General features: G+C 63.2%; 11 protein-coding genes. 3 read left to right on the top strand and 8 right to left on the bottom strand.

Annotated elements, in window-relative coordinates:
* Positions 1 to 29 precede the first annotated feature (29 nt).
* From FM101_RS11815 to glnA, 4 genes are all read right to left on the bottom strand, one after another.
* A complete protein-coding gene (locus FM101_RS11815; RefSeq protein WP_158225890.1) occupies positions 30 to 2105 on the bottom strand; it encodes an HNH endonuclease signature motif containing protein in 2076 nt (691 codons plus the stop codon).
* Between the two features lie 232 nt (positions 2106 to 2337).
* Complete coding sequence (locus FM101_RS11810) at positions 2338 to 2667, bottom strand: hypothetical protein (protein WP_086999824.1); 330 nt, start codon at positions 2665 to 2667, stop codon at positions 2338 to 2340.
* Between the two features lie 99 nt (positions 2668 to 2766).
* Positions 2767 to 5919 carry a bifunctional [glutamine synthetase] adenylyltransferase/[glutamine synthetase]-adenylyl-L-tyrosine phosphorylase gene (locus FM101_RS11805; protein WP_241895285.1) on the bottom strand — a complete coding sequence of 1051 codons (3153 nt, stop codon included), beginning with the start codon at positions 5917 to 5919 and terminating at the stop codon, positions 2767 to 2769.
* A gap of 9 nt (positions 5920 to 5928) precedes the next feature.
* Positions 5929 to 7269, bottom strand: coding sequence for a type I glutamate--ammonia ligase (gene glnA / locus FM101_RS11800; protein ID WP_086999822.1), 1341 nt, complete (start codon positions 7267 to 7269; stop codon positions 5929 to 5931).
* Positions 7270 to 7396: 127 nt separating this feature from the next.
* Here glnA and panB point away from each other — a divergent pair, with 127 nt between their 5' ends.
* Positions 7397 to 8251 (top strand): 3-methyl-2-oxobutanoate hydroxymethyltransferase, encoded by an 855-nt coding sequence (panB, locus tag FM101_RS11795; RefSeq protein ID WP_086999820.1) that lies wholly within the window; start codon positions 7397 to 7399, stop codon positions 8249 to 8251.
* Here the strand turns inward: panB and FM101_RS11790 are convergent, their stop codons facing one another.
* Entirely contained in the window at positions 8252 to 8437 is a 186-nt protein-coding gene (locus FM101_RS11790; RefSeq protein WP_086999819.1) for a hypothetical protein, read from the bottom strand.
* Between the two features lie 97 nt (positions 8438 to 8534).
* Here FM101_RS11790 and map point away from each other — a divergent pair, with 97 nt between their 5' ends.
* Both map and ppgK read left to right on the top strand, forming a co-directional pair.
* Positions 8535 to 9410, top strand: coding sequence for a type I methionyl aminopeptidase (gene map, locus FM101_RS11785; protein WP_087000056.1), 876 nt, complete (start codon positions 8535 to 8537; stop codon positions 9408 to 9410).
* Between the two features lie 31 nt (positions 9411 to 9441).
* Complete coding sequence (ppgK, locus tag FM101_RS11780; protein ID WP_086999817.1) at positions 9442 to 10248, top strand: polyphosphate--glucose phosphotransferase; 807 nt, start codon at positions 9442 to 9444, stop codon at positions 10246 to 10248.
* 65 nt (positions 10249 to 10313) lie between these two features.
* Here ppgK and nrdR read toward each other — a convergent pair whose 3' ends face one another.
* From nrdR to dnaE, 3 genes are all read right to left on the bottom strand, one after another.
* On the bottom strand, positions 10314 to 10805 hold the full coding sequence (gene nrdR / locus FM101_RS11775; RefSeq protein WP_086999815.1) for a transcriptional regulator NrdR: 492 nt from the start codon (positions 10803 to 10805) through the stop codon (positions 10314 to 10316).
* Positions 10806 to 10984: 179 nt separating this feature from the next.
* Positions 10985 to 12349, bottom strand: a complete 1365-nt coding sequence (hisD, locus tag FM101_RS11770; RefSeq protein ID WP_086999813.1) for a histidinol dehydrogenase — start codon at positions 12347 to 12349, stop codon at positions 10985 to 10987.
* 57 nt (positions 12350 to 12406) lie between these two features.
* Positions 12407 to 15970 (bottom strand): DNA polymerase III subunit alpha, encoded by a 3564-nt coding sequence (dnaE, locus tag FM101_RS11765; protein WP_086999811.1) that lies wholly within the window; start codon positions 15968 to 15970, stop codon positions 12407 to 12409.
* Positions 15971 to 16050 lie beyond the last annotated feature (80 nt).

Genomic DNA, 16050 nt, shown 5'->3' with positions numbered 1-16050 from the left:
TGGCTGCACAATATCTCCCGGACACTGCCTTAGAAGGGTGGTTTTCCTGGGGGTTTATCGGGTGTCCCGGGTTCTGGATGTAGCGGATTGCCTCGGTCATCAGGGCGATGGATCGCCGGTGGCCCATACTCACCAGCATTGCGTTTCAAACGCCGCTTCCGAGCCGCTTTGGCATGAGTCGTCAGCGCGTAACGTCCACGCTGGGGAGCCTCGCAAGAAGAATCCGGTACCTCTTGGATCCGACCCCATAAACGGATCTGCAAATCCAGATACTTCTCATACTCACGTTCGATCGTGCTCGACTCGATCGTGAACGCTTTCGGCCGGACTACCGGTAGCGGTACCACCGGTGGTATCACCGCATCGGGATCGACTGGCGGCCCCTCACCACCCGAGCCGGTGGCTTGAGAGGTTTGCCAGGGGTCTGCCACGGCCCAAGGCGCTGCCGGGTAGCCAACCCGACGCGTCCCGAACAGACTCGTGACCAGGATCGTGCCTCCGGCTCGTTGCTCGACTTCGAGTAAGCCTAAGGACTTCAACCGATGACACCGTTTGCACCCCAGGCGCAGATTCGCGATATCGGTACCACCACCATGTTGCCATTCCTGGGTGTGGTCGATTTCGCACGTCCTGCCTGACCCGGTGCATCCCGGGGTGGTACAGGAACCGTCCCGAAATTGCAGGATCGCTCTCTGGGCCGCTGTGGGCCGATACCTGCGTTGCCCGAACTTCACCACCGCCCCGGTCAGTGGATCGGTGATCACCCGCCACCAGGACTTCGCTGCGACCATCAACCGGGCCGCTGATTGTTGATCAATGGGCCCACCACCCAGGATCGTGGGCAGCGGCGCTCCGGGGGTGAGTTCTGCGACCGCCAATCCACCGGGAACATCCAAGCCGGCCTGATCATGGTCCGAGACAGGAGTGGCCGCGGGGATGCCTTCTCGAACGTTTGCCCCGCCCGCCGTCCCCGTGTCAGGCTCGGGGCCGTTGATGGGGGTGTCATCAATATTGGTGGGTCCTCCGGCGGTTCCGGGCAGCATGGTCGCTGGAATCGTCACGAAGACCTGGGCGTCCACGGTCTCCAGCCCCTGGCCACGGGGACCGTTGAGCATGAAATCGGTGAAGACATCGGCACGTAACTGATCCAAGGTCCGGAACTCACCGGGGTCATCAGTCGGCAAGGAGGCATCCGGGTCGTCACCAGCGGATTCGAGCAGGTCCGTCCCGCTGCCCGTGCGCTCCTCGGTGCCGGGGCCTTGGGCTGCTTGTGTTGCGGCGTCGCTGACCGCTACGGCGGTTTCGGGGGCTGTTTTCAGCAACCGGGCCATGGCATCGATCTTGGAGAAGATCGCCTGGCAACTGGCCGAGGGGAGGTAACCGGAGAACCAGGTCATCCCGTCGCGGCCCTCTTCCAAACTGATCCTGCGGTCCCGCAGCGCGGCCCGGGAGCGTTTGGTGAAAGAGAACCCGTAATACCTCTCCATGACCTGCCGGCCCCGAGCTCGAAGTTGGGAAGGCGACTTGCCCGGGGCGATCGCGAGCATATCGGCCCCGAAGTCGCGCCGATCGGCTCTGGCCCGGGCAGCACTGGCCGCGGCCTGCCGTTCAAACTCTTCCTTGCTGGCCTCATCCGCGTCCCGGGCCGGCAGAACTACTGGTTCAGCGGTGATGTGTTGGGTATGTTCCAGGATCCGTTGGACATGGCTGGCACCGATACGGCCCAGTGCCAGGGACTCGAGGACTTCGGGGGTATCCATCACCAGGGTCTCGGCCTGATCCAGGACCCGGTGTCCCTGGCCCGGGGAGAGTCCGGCGATCAGGGCGATTTCCAGGGCAGCGCTATCGGTGGCTGCGTAGGAAATGATCCGACCGGTCCGTAGCGAGATTCGCATCCCGGGTCGGCTGGTCAGTGCTTCCAGGCGGGGGTCGATGGCTTGTTGGGCTTCGTCGTGGAGCATGGCAGCGGCACGGAATTTTTCGGCTTCAGCGAAGCGGGAAAGTGCTTCGGCTGCTTTGAAACGGCTCGAACCATCAACGGGCGTTGGGCCGAGGCGGGTGAGCGTCCACCCGGTGACCGTCTGCGCTTCGTTGTCCTGGTCCATAACCCCACTGTGCCAGTTGCCACCGACAGATAGGGCGTGTGGTCCCGGGGTGTGGAGAACAGGGCCTAGGCGGGGTTTGTGATGGGAAAGAGGCCATTCAAACGAGCCGAGAAGTTGGTCAGTAGCCGTCCTGTATCCGATGAAACACCTCGGCAAAAGGACGCACATTCCACACGACGGGCTTCAAAAGCTCGGGGGCAGGTTGCCGGAGAGACGAAGATCTACAGTAGTTCTAGCCGGCGATCGTGGTCAGCAGGAAAGCTGACGGTTCGGAGGCCAAGACGTTGTGAATGACATCGGGGATCACGTAGAGCCCACCGTGGCTGATCACCTGCTCGCCATCAGCCCAACGAACGGTGACCGTCCCCTGCAGGACCAGCAGGGTGGCCGACTCCGGCTTGCTGTGATCTGCCATCTCGGATCCGGCGTCCAGTGCCAGCAGCGTCTGACGCAACTTACCGTCCTTCAGTACGGCAGTGGCGCTGCGCCCATGCGGGGCGGTCTTGGCCTTCTCCAGGTGCTGGGCGACCAGTTCGTCGAGATCGGCTTTACTCACATGCATGTTTCCCACTTTCGTTGTTCAGGGACTGGACCAGACGGTACCGATGGCAGCGTCGTGGTCTCCTGCGTTCCATTGTGCCCTGCGAGTGAGGCAGCCCAGTTAGTCATGGCCATTTTCCTCGAATCCGTAGAAGTGTCTCTCGAAGACGCTGCGGGCCCTGCGTGTCACACGCCGGTAGTCATTTTCCAGCTCGGAAGCGTTTCCTGCCGGATACCCGCACCACCGCGCGACGGCTTCCATGTCACGCCACGACCGGGGCAGGACATCCGAGGCACGCCCGGTACAGGCCACCGAGGCACCACGGATTTGGGTCGCCAGCAGCCACGCCCGGTCCAATAGTTCGACGTCGCCGCGGGGCAGCAGCTCGAGGTCAGCCAACGTGGCCAGTGCCTCGCGCGTGGAAGTGGTCCGTAATTCAGGATGGTCCTTGGCATGTTCGAGCTGCAGGAGTTGAACGAGCCATTCGACGTCGCTCAAACCGCCGCGCCCCAACTTCACATGTCGAGTGGAGTCCGCGCCACGCGGCAGCCGTTCTGCTTCCACCCGGGCCTTGACCCTGCGAATCTCACGCAGTTCGTCGGGGCTGGCTCCACGGCCGTATCGTACGCCGTCGACCAGGGTCATAAATTCGGCGGCCAAGCTATCGGAACCAGCCATCGGGCGGGCGCGCAGGAGCGCCTGACGCTCCCATACCAGGGCCCAGCGGTCGTAGTAACCACGATAGGACTCCAGGGAACGGGCCAGCGGACCGTTCTTCCCTTCGGGCCGCAAGGCAGCGTCGACCACCAGCTTGGGTTCGGCGAGCACTGCCGGTTTCAGCGGCTGAGTGAGCAGCTTTCCCACATGGGCAAAGATCCGCAGTGCCTGCTGCTGTGCGCTTTGCGGATCAGCCCCTTCCAGCGGTCGGTGAACATAGATCACATCCGCATCCGAGCCGTAGCCGATCTCCCGGCCGCCCTGGCGCCCCATCGCCACCACGAGCAAGTCGGTTAACCGCTGGGTCGTCTCGAACTCGTGGCTCTCGGCCACCCGTAAAGCAGCCAAGACTGCCGCCCGATCCACATCAGACAGGGCCCACCCCATCTCATCGATGCTCAGCAGATCGGCCGAATCGGCTAAGGCAATCCGGAGCAACTCACGTCGCCGGTTCAGACGCACCAGGCGCATGGCCGACTCCGGGTTGCCATGCCGTTTGAGCTTGGATGCATTCTCCTGCCAGAGCTGCTCGAAGGGCAGGGGCCGCAATTCTCGGTCATCTCCGAGCCAGGACGCCGACTCGGGGGAAACTTCCAGGAGGTCGGTGATGAAACGCGAACCCGACAACACATGGCAGAGCCGTTCGGCGGCTGCCTTGGAGTCACGCAGCATGCCCAGATACCAATGCGATTCCCCCAGCGCCTCGCTCAGCCGGCGGAAACCCAACAGACCAGCATCTGGATCCACCCCCTCGGCCAGCCATTCGAGCAGCACCGGCAGGAGCTGACGCTGTAAAGCGGCACGACGCCGCACACCAGTGGTGAGTGCCTCTATATGGCGCATGGCCCCCTTGGGGTCAAGGTAGCCCAACGCGGCCAATCGTGCCTGTGCTGCGGCGGGTGAGAGCCTGACCTCATCGGTGGAAAGGTTTGAGGCCGAAGCCAAGAGTGGCCGGTAAAAAATCGATTCGTGCAAACGCCGGACCGAACGCTTGGTGTTCTGCCATTGGCGGGTGAGTTCGTCGGCAGGTTTGCGCCCGCTGATGGCCTTCCCGCCCGAGGCCCTGAACAAGACGCGCAGGGCGGCCTCCTTCACCGGCATGAGGTGGGTACGACGCATGTTCACCAATTGGAGGCGATGCTCCAGAACCCGCAAGTACCGATAGGCCTGATCGAAATCTGCGGCATCGGCACGCCCGATGTAGCCGCCCACGCTCAAAGCGGTGATGGCCGACGTCGTATCCCGCACCCTAAGGGTCTCGTCGACGCGGCCGTGAACCAGTTGCAGGAGCTGGACGGTGAATTCGACATCGCGCAATCCGCCCGGGCCCAGCTTGATCTGACGGGAGAGTTCATCGGGTGAGATATTCTCCAGCACCCGTTTACGCATCCCCTGGACCGATTCCACGAAACCGTCCCGCTCCGAGGAATTCCAGATCATCGGAGCGACGGCTTCCTCATAGCGGCGCCCCAGTTCAATGTCCCCGGCAATACACCGTGCCTTCAACAAGGCCTGGAACTCCCAGCTTTTGGCCCACCGCTCGTAGTAGGCCACATGTGAGGACAACGTCCTTGAAAGCGCCCCATCCTTGCCTTCTGGCCGCAGGTTCGCGTCGACTTCCCACAGGGCCGGCTCCGGGCCGGGGGAATTGATGACTCGGGAGATGCCGATGGCCAGGGTCGCCGCGATCTCGGCGGCACGATCATCGTCCAGGTCTTCGGCCCCGTGGACGTAGATGACGTCGACGTCCGAAATATAGTTCAGTTCCCAGGCCCCGCACTTCCCCATCCCGATGACTGCCAAATGCACTGCGGCGACGTCTTCGGAGGCGAACCTTTCGGCGGCTTCGAGCCGGGCGATGGCCAGGGCGCCATCAATGGCTGCCCCTGCCAGATCAGCCAGTTCCGCTGCCACGGCAGGCATGACGGCCGAGGGATCCTCCGCACCAACATCACGGAGCGCCAGCTGGGCGAGTCCTGCCCGGTAGGCGACACGCAACAGGGCGTAGCCGTTCTTTCCCTCGTGGATGGCTACCGGCACGTGGTGGTCCGGGTCTGCGCCTACCGCCTGCAGCATGCGCTGGCGCAACGTCCGGTAGGGTATCTGACGCCACCCCTCGGGCACTTCGGACACGAGTGCGGTATCGGCACCGTCCTCGAAAGCACCGGATTCGGTCGTGGAGGGATCTGCCCCCGGGGCGGCGTCCCCGACGGAATCCTTCTCCTGGGGGTCTTCACTGGCGGGCTGGTCCTCCGGGGCGAAGATGCGCAGTTGTTCCGGATGCCTGACCAGGAAATCTCCCAGAGCTTCCGAGGCACCCAGCAGGCGCAATACCGGGATCGCCGCCTCGACGTCGTGCAGTCGGTCCAGGATCCCGGGGGCCCGCTCGGCCAGGCGCAGGACCAGCAACAGGGCCTGATCCGGATCGGCTGCCGCGCGCAGACCAGCCAGCAGTGCAGCCTCGTCGGCTCCGGCGAGGACCTCGTCGCCGAGGAACCGTTTGGCCCGCTCGACGTCGTCGAACCCGGCGGAAATCAGCTGTCGCGTCAGGCTCACGGAAACCGCCTAGAGAATGCCGAGGTAGCGGGAGGTTTCGAAGGGGCTGACGTATTGCCGGTATTCGTTCCATTCGTCCTGCTTATTGCGGAGGAAGGAATCGAAAACCTGTTCGCCGAGGATACCGGCCACCAGTTCGGAGTCCTCCATGGAACGGATGGCGTCATGCAGCGATCCGGGGAGCGGGGCGTGGCCCATGGCCCGGCGTTCGGCGGCACTGAGACCCCAGACGTCGTCGTCGGTTGCCGGTGCGAGCTCGTACCCCTCTTCGATCCCCTTCAGGCCGGCACCGAGGATGACCGCGTAGGCCAGGTACGGGTTGGCGGCAGAGTCTATGCCCCGGTATTCCACCCGTGCCGACTGGCCCTTATTCGGTTTATACAACGGCACACGCACCAGGGCGGAACGGTTGTTGTGGCCCCAGGATAAGTGGCTGGGCGCCTCTCCCCCGCCCCAGAGCCGCTTATAGGAGTTCACGAACTGGTTGGTGATGGCGGTGAACTCGGGGGCGTGGTGCAGGATGCCGGCGATGAATTGCCGGGCGGTCTGCGAGAGCTGATACTCCTGCCCTGCTTCGAAGAACGCGTTGGTATCGCCTTCAAAGAGGGAAAAGTGGGTGTGCATGCCCGATCCCGGATGGCTGGAGAAGGGCTTGGGCATGAAGGTTGCGTAGATCCCCTGCTGCAGCGCCACCTCCTTGATGACGGTCCGGAACGTCATGATGTTATCCGCCGTCTGCAGTGCGTCCGCGTAGCGCAGATCGATTTCGTTCTGTCCGGGTCCGGTCTCGTGGTGGCTGAACTCCACGGAGATGCCCACCGCCTCGAGCATGGTCACCGCACGACGACGGAAATCCTGCCCCACGCCGCCGGTCACATGGTCGAAGTAGCCGCCGTAGTCCACGGGGATTGGTTCACCGTTATCGCCCAAGTCATCGGACTTCAACAGGTAGAACTCCACCTCCGGGTGGGTATAGCAGGTGAATCCCTGTTCCGCTGCTGCCGCCAACTGGCGTTTGAGCACATGCCGGGGATCCGCCGGGGACGGTTCGCCTTCGGGGGTCAGGATGTCGCAGAACATGCGTGAGGTCGGTTCGATCTCCCCGCGCCACGGGAGGATCTGGAAGGTGGAGGGATCCGGTTGAGCGAGCATGTCGGATTCGTAGATCCGCGACAGGCCCTCGATGGAAGAACCATCGAACCCGAGCCCTTCCTCGAACGCACCCTCGACCTCCGCCGGGGCCAAGGCCACCGACTTCAGTGATCCGACCACATCGGTGAACCACATGCGTACGAAACGCACGTCGCGCTCCTCAATGGTCCTGAGCACCAATTCCTGCTGGCGGTCCATATGCGTCGCTCCTCGTCTGATCCGGCGAATGCTGCGGTGGTTTCGGGCCGTTCCACCGCGCTTAACCCTACTCGGAATCCGTGCACGACCGAGTGTCCCGGCGCACAGGTGACGTATCGTGATAGCCATGTCGCACGAACAGCCCTCCCCCTACGACTCCGGTCAGTCCACTCCCGCGCCCCCAGTCAGCGGCAGGGTCCGCATCGGGCATCTAGCCCGCGCCAAGGCAGAGGGCCGACGCTTTGCCATGTTGACCGCCTACGACCAGTATGCTGCGTCCATCTTCGACGAGTCCGGCATCGAGGTCCTGCTCGTGGGTGACTCTGCCGCAAATAACGTCATGGGATATTCGACCACCCTGCCCATCACCCTCGACGAGATGAGCGTCTTCGCCCGCTCCGTCACCGCCGGCGCGCGGCACAGTCTGGTCGTCTGCGATCTGCCCTTCGGCAGCTTCGAGGCCTCCCCCCAGCTTGCCGTCGAATCATCGGTACGACTGATGAAGGAGACGGGGATCCATGCGGTGAAGATGGAAGGCACCGCCCGACGCGCGGAGCACGTCCGTGCGGTGGTCGACGCAGGAATCCCGGTCATGGCCCATATCGGTTTCACCCCGCAGGCCGAACACGCCCTCGGTGGCTATAAGGTCCAAGGTCGCGGTGGGGCCGCCCAACAGCTCATCGACGATGCCACGGCCCTCCAGGAAGCCGGCGCGTTCTGCGTCCTCATGGAGATGGTGCCCTCCGAGGTCGCCGCCGCCGTCGACGCCGCGGTTTCGGTTCCCACCATCGGCATCGGCGCCGGTGCCGGCACCACCGGACAGGTCCTGGTCTGGCAGGACATGTTGGGGTTGAACCCCGGTAAGTTGCCCCGCTTTGTGAAGAAATATGCCGACCTCCGCCAGGTCATGGGCGAGGCAGCCTCCGCGTACCACCGTGACGTTCTCGAAGGGACCTTCCCAGCGGAGGAACACGGCTTCTAGCTAGTCCTCGTCGTCGTCCCAGGCCTCGTTGTTCCGGGCCACTTGGGACAGTGCGCCTTGGGCTTCCTCACGGGTGTCATAGGGGCCCAGCAGTTGCGACCAGTCCGATTGCGGACCGGCTTCAACCTGCTTGGTGTTGACGTTGAACCAGAAATTGCCGCCCGTGGTTTCACTGCCGTCACTCATGCCGTACCTCTTTCCTGCGGTTCCCCGGCTCACGTCCGGGCTCATCTGGGGAGCCCACCATACTCCGGGCCTCGAACTTGGCGATAGGATCGAGAACATGCCACGTACGTCCACAGCACCCCTTGGAAATCTCGTCCCCGGTACCCCGACGCCTCAACGTCATGTTCCGGCCTCAATCACCCGTCCCGAATATGTCGGCAAACCGGCACCGGCCAAGTTCGAGGGTTCCGAGGTGAAGTCCGCCGAAACCATTGAACGGATCCGCCACGCCTCGAAGATCGCCGCCGAAGCCCTGCAACTGGTCGGGAAGGCAGTCGTCCCCGGAGTGACCACCGATGAGCTGGACCGCATCGGTCACGACTACCTGATCGAAAACGGGGCCTACCCTTCCACGTTGGGCTACCGCGGTTTCAGCAAATCATTATGTGCGTCGATCAACGAAGTCATTTGCCACGGCATTCCCGATACCACGATGGTGCAGGAAGGGGACATCGTGAACATCGACATCACCGCCTTCATCAACGGTGTCCACGGCGATACCAACGCCACCTTCCTCGCCGGGGACGTCGACGAGGATTCACGTCTGCTGGTTGAACGGACGGAAGAGTCTCTCCGCCGGGCCATTAAAGCGGTGATGCCCGGACGCGAGATCAACGTGATCGGGCGGACCATTTCTGCCTACGCGAAGCGTTTCGGCTACGGCGTCGTCCGTGACTTCACCGGTCACGGCGTGGGTGAGGCCTTCCACACCGGGCTGATCATCCCGCACTACGACGCCGCTCCCGCCTACTCACGGCTCATCGAGACCGGGATGGTGTTCACCATCGAACCGATGCTCACGCTCGGGAAGGTCGAGTGGGACATGTGGGACGACGGTTGGACGGCTGTGACCCGCGACCGCAAACGCACCGCCCAGTTCGAACACACCCTCCTGGTGACCGACCAGGGCGCCGAAATCCTGACCGTGGCCTGACCCGGCCCTCCTACCCCCGCTGAGGAGCACCATGTCGAAGGACGAGAAAAACAAGAAGAACACCGTCTCCACCGCCATCGGTGTGGATATCGGCGGTACCGGGATCAAGGGCGGCATCGTCGACCTGAAGAAGGGCAAGCTCATCGGCTCGCGTTTCCGCATCGATACGCCGACTCCTTCCACCCCGGAGGCCGTGGCCGAGGTCGTCCGGCAAATCGTCGAGGAACTCGGCACCCGGGATCAGTCCCCGGCCGGCGACGCCCCGGTAGGCATCACCTTCCCGGCGATCATCCACGAAGGCGTGGCGCTCTCGGCAGCCAACGTCGACACATCGTGGATCGACACGGATGTCGACACGTTGTTCACCGACGTGCTGAAACGTCCGGTCCAGGTCATGAACGACGCCGACGCCGCCGGACTGGCCGAGGCCAGGTACGGGGCGGGGGCGGGAGTCAAGGGCTCGGTCATGCTCATCACCTTGGGCACCGGCATCGGCTCTGGTCTGGTTCATAACGGCGTCCTGGTGCCCAACTTGGAGCTCGGCCATCTGGAAATCGACGGGCACGACGCCGAAACGCAGGCCTCAGCCTCGGCCCGGGAACGAGATGATTTGTCCTGGGAAGAGTATGCCGTGCGGCTGCAGCGCTATTTCTCGCACGTGGAATTCCTCTTTTCACCGCGGCTCTTCGTGGTCGGCGGCGGAATTTCGAAACGATCGCAGGACTTCCTGCCTCAACTCGACCTCCGCACACCGATCGAACCGGCGCATCTGAAAAATAATGCCGGTATCGTCGGCGGCGCCCTGCAGTCAGCCATCCACCACGGTTTGCACGACTAGCGCTCGCCCGTCAACGATCCGGGCCGGCGGCAAGAAGCCGTCGTGACCCGGAAGGGAGGCGCTCCCTACTCGGCGGTCAGCGGCCGTTGTTGGGCAGCGTCCAACGGCGGCTGGCCTTCGCTGCGTAATTTGGCGATCGCGCTTTCGAAATCCTCGAGCGAGTCGAAGCCCTGGTAGACGCTGGCGAAACGCAGGTAGGCCACCTGGTCGAGTTTCTGCAACGGCCCCAGAATGGCCAGTCCGACGTCGTTGGCGTTGATTTCCGCTGCTCCTGAAGCCCTGACGCTTTCTTCGACTTCCTGGGCGAGCAACGCCAGATCGTCATCGGTGACGGGCCTGCCCTGGCAGGCCTTACCGACCCCGGAAATGACTTTCGCGCGGTCGAAGGGTTCGGCGACGCCGGAACGTTTGACGACATTGAGACTTGTCGTTTCCAAGGTCGTGAATCGTCGTTCGCAAGAGCTGCACAGACGACGCCGGCGGATGGCCGAACCGTCCTCGGTCAGCCGGCTGTCAACGACCCTGGAGTCTGAGTTCCTACAAAATGGGCAACGCATCCACTCCACCTTTCCTGGGGTCATGGGCCGGAGAACTGTACCGGCGACGTGATCAAAAACATGTTCACGGCAGCACCATCATGTCATGGCTGAGATGATCCGCCGTGTTCGCTGCGACAACAGCACCCGCCGAGCCGCCAACCAGCGACGTCAGTGGCGGGCATCGCCGTCGTCCCTAGTCACCCTCCGATACGCTGAATCACGGCGTCGCCGTGCGCCGGGAGGTCCTCGGCCCGGGCCAGGGCCACGACGTGCTCACCGACCTCATGCAGCGCAGCGGCAGGATAGTCGATGACCTGGATGGCCTTCAGGAACGTCAGCACGTTCAGTCCCGAGGCAAATGCCGCGGTCCCGCTGGTCGGAAGAACATGGTTTGACCCGGCACTGTAGTCGCCCAGACTGACCGGACTGTACTCCCCCACGAAAACGGCTCCGGCAGCGGTCACCCGGTCGGCCACCGCGGTGGAATCTGAGGTCAGAATCTCCAAGTGCTCGGCGGCGTAGGCATTGCAGACGCGCAACGCGGCCTCGAGGTCGTCGACCAGAATAACTGCCGATTGGCGGCCCCCCAGCGCGGCCCGCACCCTGTCGACATGTTGGGTGCCAGCGACCTGGACTTCGAGTTCCTCCCGAACAGCTGCCACCAACTCGGTGGATTCGCTCACCAGTACCGCCGCCGCGTTGGGGTCGTGCTCGGCCTGGCTGATCATGTCGGCGGCCACATAGCGGGGCGTGGCGTTTGCGTCTGCGAGGATCGCGATTTCGGTGGGTCCGGCCTCCGCATCGATGCCCACAACGCCCTTGACCAGGCGTTTCGCGGTGGCGACGAAGACGTTCCCTGGACCGGTGATGACGTCGACGGGTTCAATTCCCTCGGTGTCCGTGGGGGAGGTAGCTGCGTCGACCCCGTAGGCGAAGGCGGCAATGGCCTGGGCGCCTCCCATGGCGTGGATTTCGGTGATGCCCAGAAGTTCGGCCGCAGCGAGGATGGTCGGGTGGGGCAACCCCCCGAATTCCTGTTGCGGCGGCGACGCCAAGGCGATGGAGCCCACACCTGCGGCTTGGGCCGGAACGACGTTCATCACCACCGAACTCGGGTAAACGGCCAACCCTCCCGGGACATACAGGCCCACCCTGCGCACCGGCTCCCAACGCTGGGTGACGGTGGCTCCCTGTCCGAAGTCCACGCTGGCCGGGGCAGGAATCTGTGCTGCGGCGAAGAGGCGGGCCCGGCGGATGGACTCCTCCAGCGCCTCCCTGACGGCAGGGTCGAGTTCTTCGAGGGCCTGACTGCGGGCTGCTGCAGGAACCGCGGTGCTCTGTTGCTCCACATGGTCGAAGCGTCGAGCCAGCTCGGAGAGCGTGGCGTAGCCGTGGGCCCGGACATCGGCAATGATCTGCTCAACGGTCTCGGAGGCCGAGGCGAAGTCGTTCTCCGGTCGGGGCAAGGAAGCCTTCAGCGCCGCATGGTCCAGCGCGGTCCCGCGTAAGTCGATGGTCCGCAGGGCGGGGAAGGACCCCGGGTTTTCGGTTGAATTCGTCACCGCACCAGTTTACGCCGTCGAGGCCCTGCCCGCCGAGTGCTACGGCGGGCAGGGGCGTTAGATGTCGAGGCAGGTGGGGCCCAGCAGGACCTTGAGATCGCCGAAAAGCGCTGGGTTGGGGTTGACCCGGAATTCGATGCCCAGACGCATCAGTTCGACACTGCGGGTTCCGGCGAGTTTCACCCGCACCTCGGTGTTGCCCTGATGGGTGCGCAGGACCTCTCCGAGCTGGGAGACCACCGATTCGTTGGCTTTATGGCTGGGCATCGAGATGACCACCGGCCCGGCCAAACCGTCCTCGCTGATCTCGGGAATGGTCAGTTCCTGGGCATTCAAAGACACCGCCCCGTCGTCGCGTCGTTGCAGGCGACCGCGGATCACGACGATGAGGTCCTCGGCCAGTACGCTGGCGATCGGCCCATAGGCTTGGCCGAAGAACATGACCTCCATCGAGCCGCCCAGGTCTTCGATCTCCGTCCGGGCATAAGGGTTTCCACTATTCTTGGCGATACGCCGCTGCAGCGAGGTGATCATCCCCGAGATCGTGACGATCTGCCCGTCCCGCGGCCCGTCCTCGGAGAGCACCTGGGTGATGGAGAGGTCGGCATGCTGTTCCAGCAGGTTCCCCAGTCCCTGCAAAGGGTGGTCCGAGACGTAGAGCCCGAGCATGTCGCGTTCGAAGGACAGTTTGTCCTTCTTCTCCCATTCGGGAAGATCGGGGACGTCGATGGCTAGTCCGGATCCTGCCGAGGGGTCGTCCAGGGCACTGAAGAGGTCGAACTGGTTGGCCGCCTCATTGCGTTTGAGCACGATCACCGAGTCGACGGCTTCCTCGTGGATCATGGCCAGGGCCCGCCGTGGGTGGCCCATTGAATCGTAGGCCCCGGCCTTCACGAGGGATTCGATGGTGCGCTTATTGCAGACCACCGCGGGAACTTTCTGCAGGAAGTCGGTGAACGTTTCGAAGGCGCCCTTCTCCTGCCGGGCCTCGACCAGCGCGTTGACCACATTCGAACCAACGTTACGGATGGCTCCCATACCGAAGCGGATATCGGTATCGACCGGGGTGAAGTTCAGCTGGGATTCATTCACGTCCGGGGGCAGCACGGTGATGCCCATATGTCGGCATTCGTTGAGGTAGAGGGCAGATTTGTCCTTGTCGTCGCCAACACTGGTCAGCAGGGCAGCCATGTATTCGGCTGGATAGTGTGCCTTGAGATAGGCGGTCCAGTAGGAGACGAGTCCGTAGGCTGCCGAGTGGGCCTTATTGAAGGCGTAGTCGGAGAAGGGCAGCAGAATCTCCCAGAGTGCCTTGACTGCTGCCTCGGAGAATCCGCTGTCGAGCATGCCCTGGTGGAAGCCTGCGTACTGCTTATCGAGTTCCGCCTTCTTCTTTTTGCCCATGGCCCGGCGCAGAATGTCTGCCTGGCCGAGCGAGAAGCCGGCCACCTTCTGCGCGATGGCCATGACCTGCTCCTGATACACGATCAGGCCATAGGTCGTATCGAGGATCTCCCGCAAGGGTTCCTCGAGTTCCGGGTGGATCGGAGTGATCTCCTGCAGGCCGTTCTTGCGCAACGCATAGTTATTATGCGAGTTCGCGCCCATGGGTCCCGGACGGTAGAGCGCGATGACTGCGGAAATGTCTTCGAAGTTATCGGGGCGCATCAGACGCAGCAGCGAACGCATGGGACCGCCGTCGAGCTGGAAGACGCCCAGGGTATCGCCGCGGGCGAGGAGTTCGTAGGCGGCCCGGTCATCCACCTCGAGTTGTTCGAGATCCAGGTCCACGCCGCGGTTGATCTTGATGTTCTCGATGGCGTCGGAAATGATCGTCAGGTTCCGCAGACCCAGGAAGTCCATCTTGATCAGCCCGAGGGTTTCACAGGTCGGGTAGTCGAACTGGGTGATGACTTGGCCGTCCTGGAAACGACGCATGATCGGTACGACGTCGATAATCGGGTCCGAGGACATGATCACCCCTGCCGCATGGACACCCCATTGACGCTTCAGGCCCTCAATGCCCTTCGCCGTTTCGAAGACCTTGGCGGCCTCCGGATCTGCGGCCAGCATTTGGCGGAAATCTGCTGCTTCGGAGTAACGCTGGGCAGATTTATCCTCGATATCGGCCAGCGGGATGTCCTTGGCCATCACTGCCGGTGGCAGGGCCTTGGTCAGTGTTTCACCCATGCTGAAGGGGTGCCCCATGACTCGGGCCGAGTCCTTCAAGGCCTGTTTCGTCTTGATCGACCCGTAGGTCACAATCATCGACACGCGTTCGTCGCCGTACTTATCGGTCACATAATTAATGACCTCGCCGCGGCGACGATCATCGAAGTCGACGTCGAAGTCGGGCATGGAGACACGTTCCGGGTTGAGGAAGCGTTCGAAGATCAACCCGTGCTGCAGTGGGTCCAGGTCGGTGATGCGCATGGCGTAGGCGACCATGGAACCGGCGCCGGAACCACGTCCGGGACCAACACGAATGCCGTTGTCCTTGGACCAGTTGATGAAGTCGGCCACGACGAGGAAGTAGCCGGGGAACCCCATCTTGGTGATGATGTCCAGTTCATAATCCGCTTGCCGACGCGAGGCCTCGGGAACACCGTTGGGGTAGCGGTACCGCAGACCGGATTCAACTTCCTTGACCAACCAGCTGGTTTCGTCTTCCCCCGGCGGGCAGGGGAACTTGGGCATGTAGTTCGCGTCGGTATTGAAGGAGACCTCGCAGCGCTCGGCGATCTCCAAGGTGTTGTCGCAGGCTTCGGGGAACTCGGCGAACAGGGCGCGCATCTCCTGGGGGGACTTCAGGTAGAAGCTGGTCCCCGAGAACGCGAACCGTGATCCACCCTGGTCATACGTGGGCTCCAGGAGCGTGGAGCCGGACTGGAGGGCCAGCAGCGCCTCGTGAGCCTTGGCATCATGTTCGTGCGTGTAGTGCAGGTCGTTGGTCGCCACCAGCGGCAGGTTCAGTTCCTTGGCCAGCCGGAGCAGGTCCTTCGTGACCCTCCGCTCGATGTCCAGCCCGTGGTCCATCAGCTCGCAGTAGTAGTTCTCCTTGCCGAAGAGGTCCTGGTATTCACCAGCAGCCTGTTTGGCTTCCTCGTATTGGCCCAGCCGCAAGCGAGTCTGGATTTCACTGGACGGGCAGCCGGTGGTGGCGATGAGTCCAGAGCTGTACTGTTCGAGCAGTTCCCGGTCCAGTCGCGGCCATTTGCCAAAGACCGAATCCAGCGAGCCGATCGACGAGGCCCTGAACAGGTTGCGCATGCCTTCGTTGTTGCGGCTGAGCAACGTCATATGGGTATATGCGCCACCACCCGAGACGTCGTCACGTTTCTGATGGGCTTCGCCCCAGCGCACGCGCGTCTTGTCCTTACGGGAGGTCCCCGGGGTGACGTAGGCTTCCACACCGATAATGGGTTTGATGCCCGCGCTGGTCGCCTTATTCCAGAAGTCGAAGGCGCCAAATAGATAGCCGTGGTCGGTCGTGGCCAGAGCCGGCATGCCCAGGCGCTTGGTCTCTTCGAAGAGGTCCGTCAGGCGCGCGGCGCCGTCGAGCATCGAGTATTCGGTATGCGTATGAAGGTGGACGAATCCGTCCCGGTTTGAGCTGGCCACCGATCCATTCTAGGCCCGGGTGGCACGCTACCGAAGTCGGCGGCGCGGCGACTGGCGTGTCCCCTGCGGGGCTCCGATCC

This window comes from Arthrobacter rhombi, assembly GCF_900163545.1.
Classification (GTDB): Bacteria; Actinomycetota; Actinomycetes; order Actinomycetales; family Micrococcaceae; genus Arthrobacter_H; species Arthrobacter_H rhombi_A.
The sequence above is the reverse complement of the archived record's forward strand: the minus strand, read 5'-3'. Positions and strand labels throughout refer to the sequence as shown.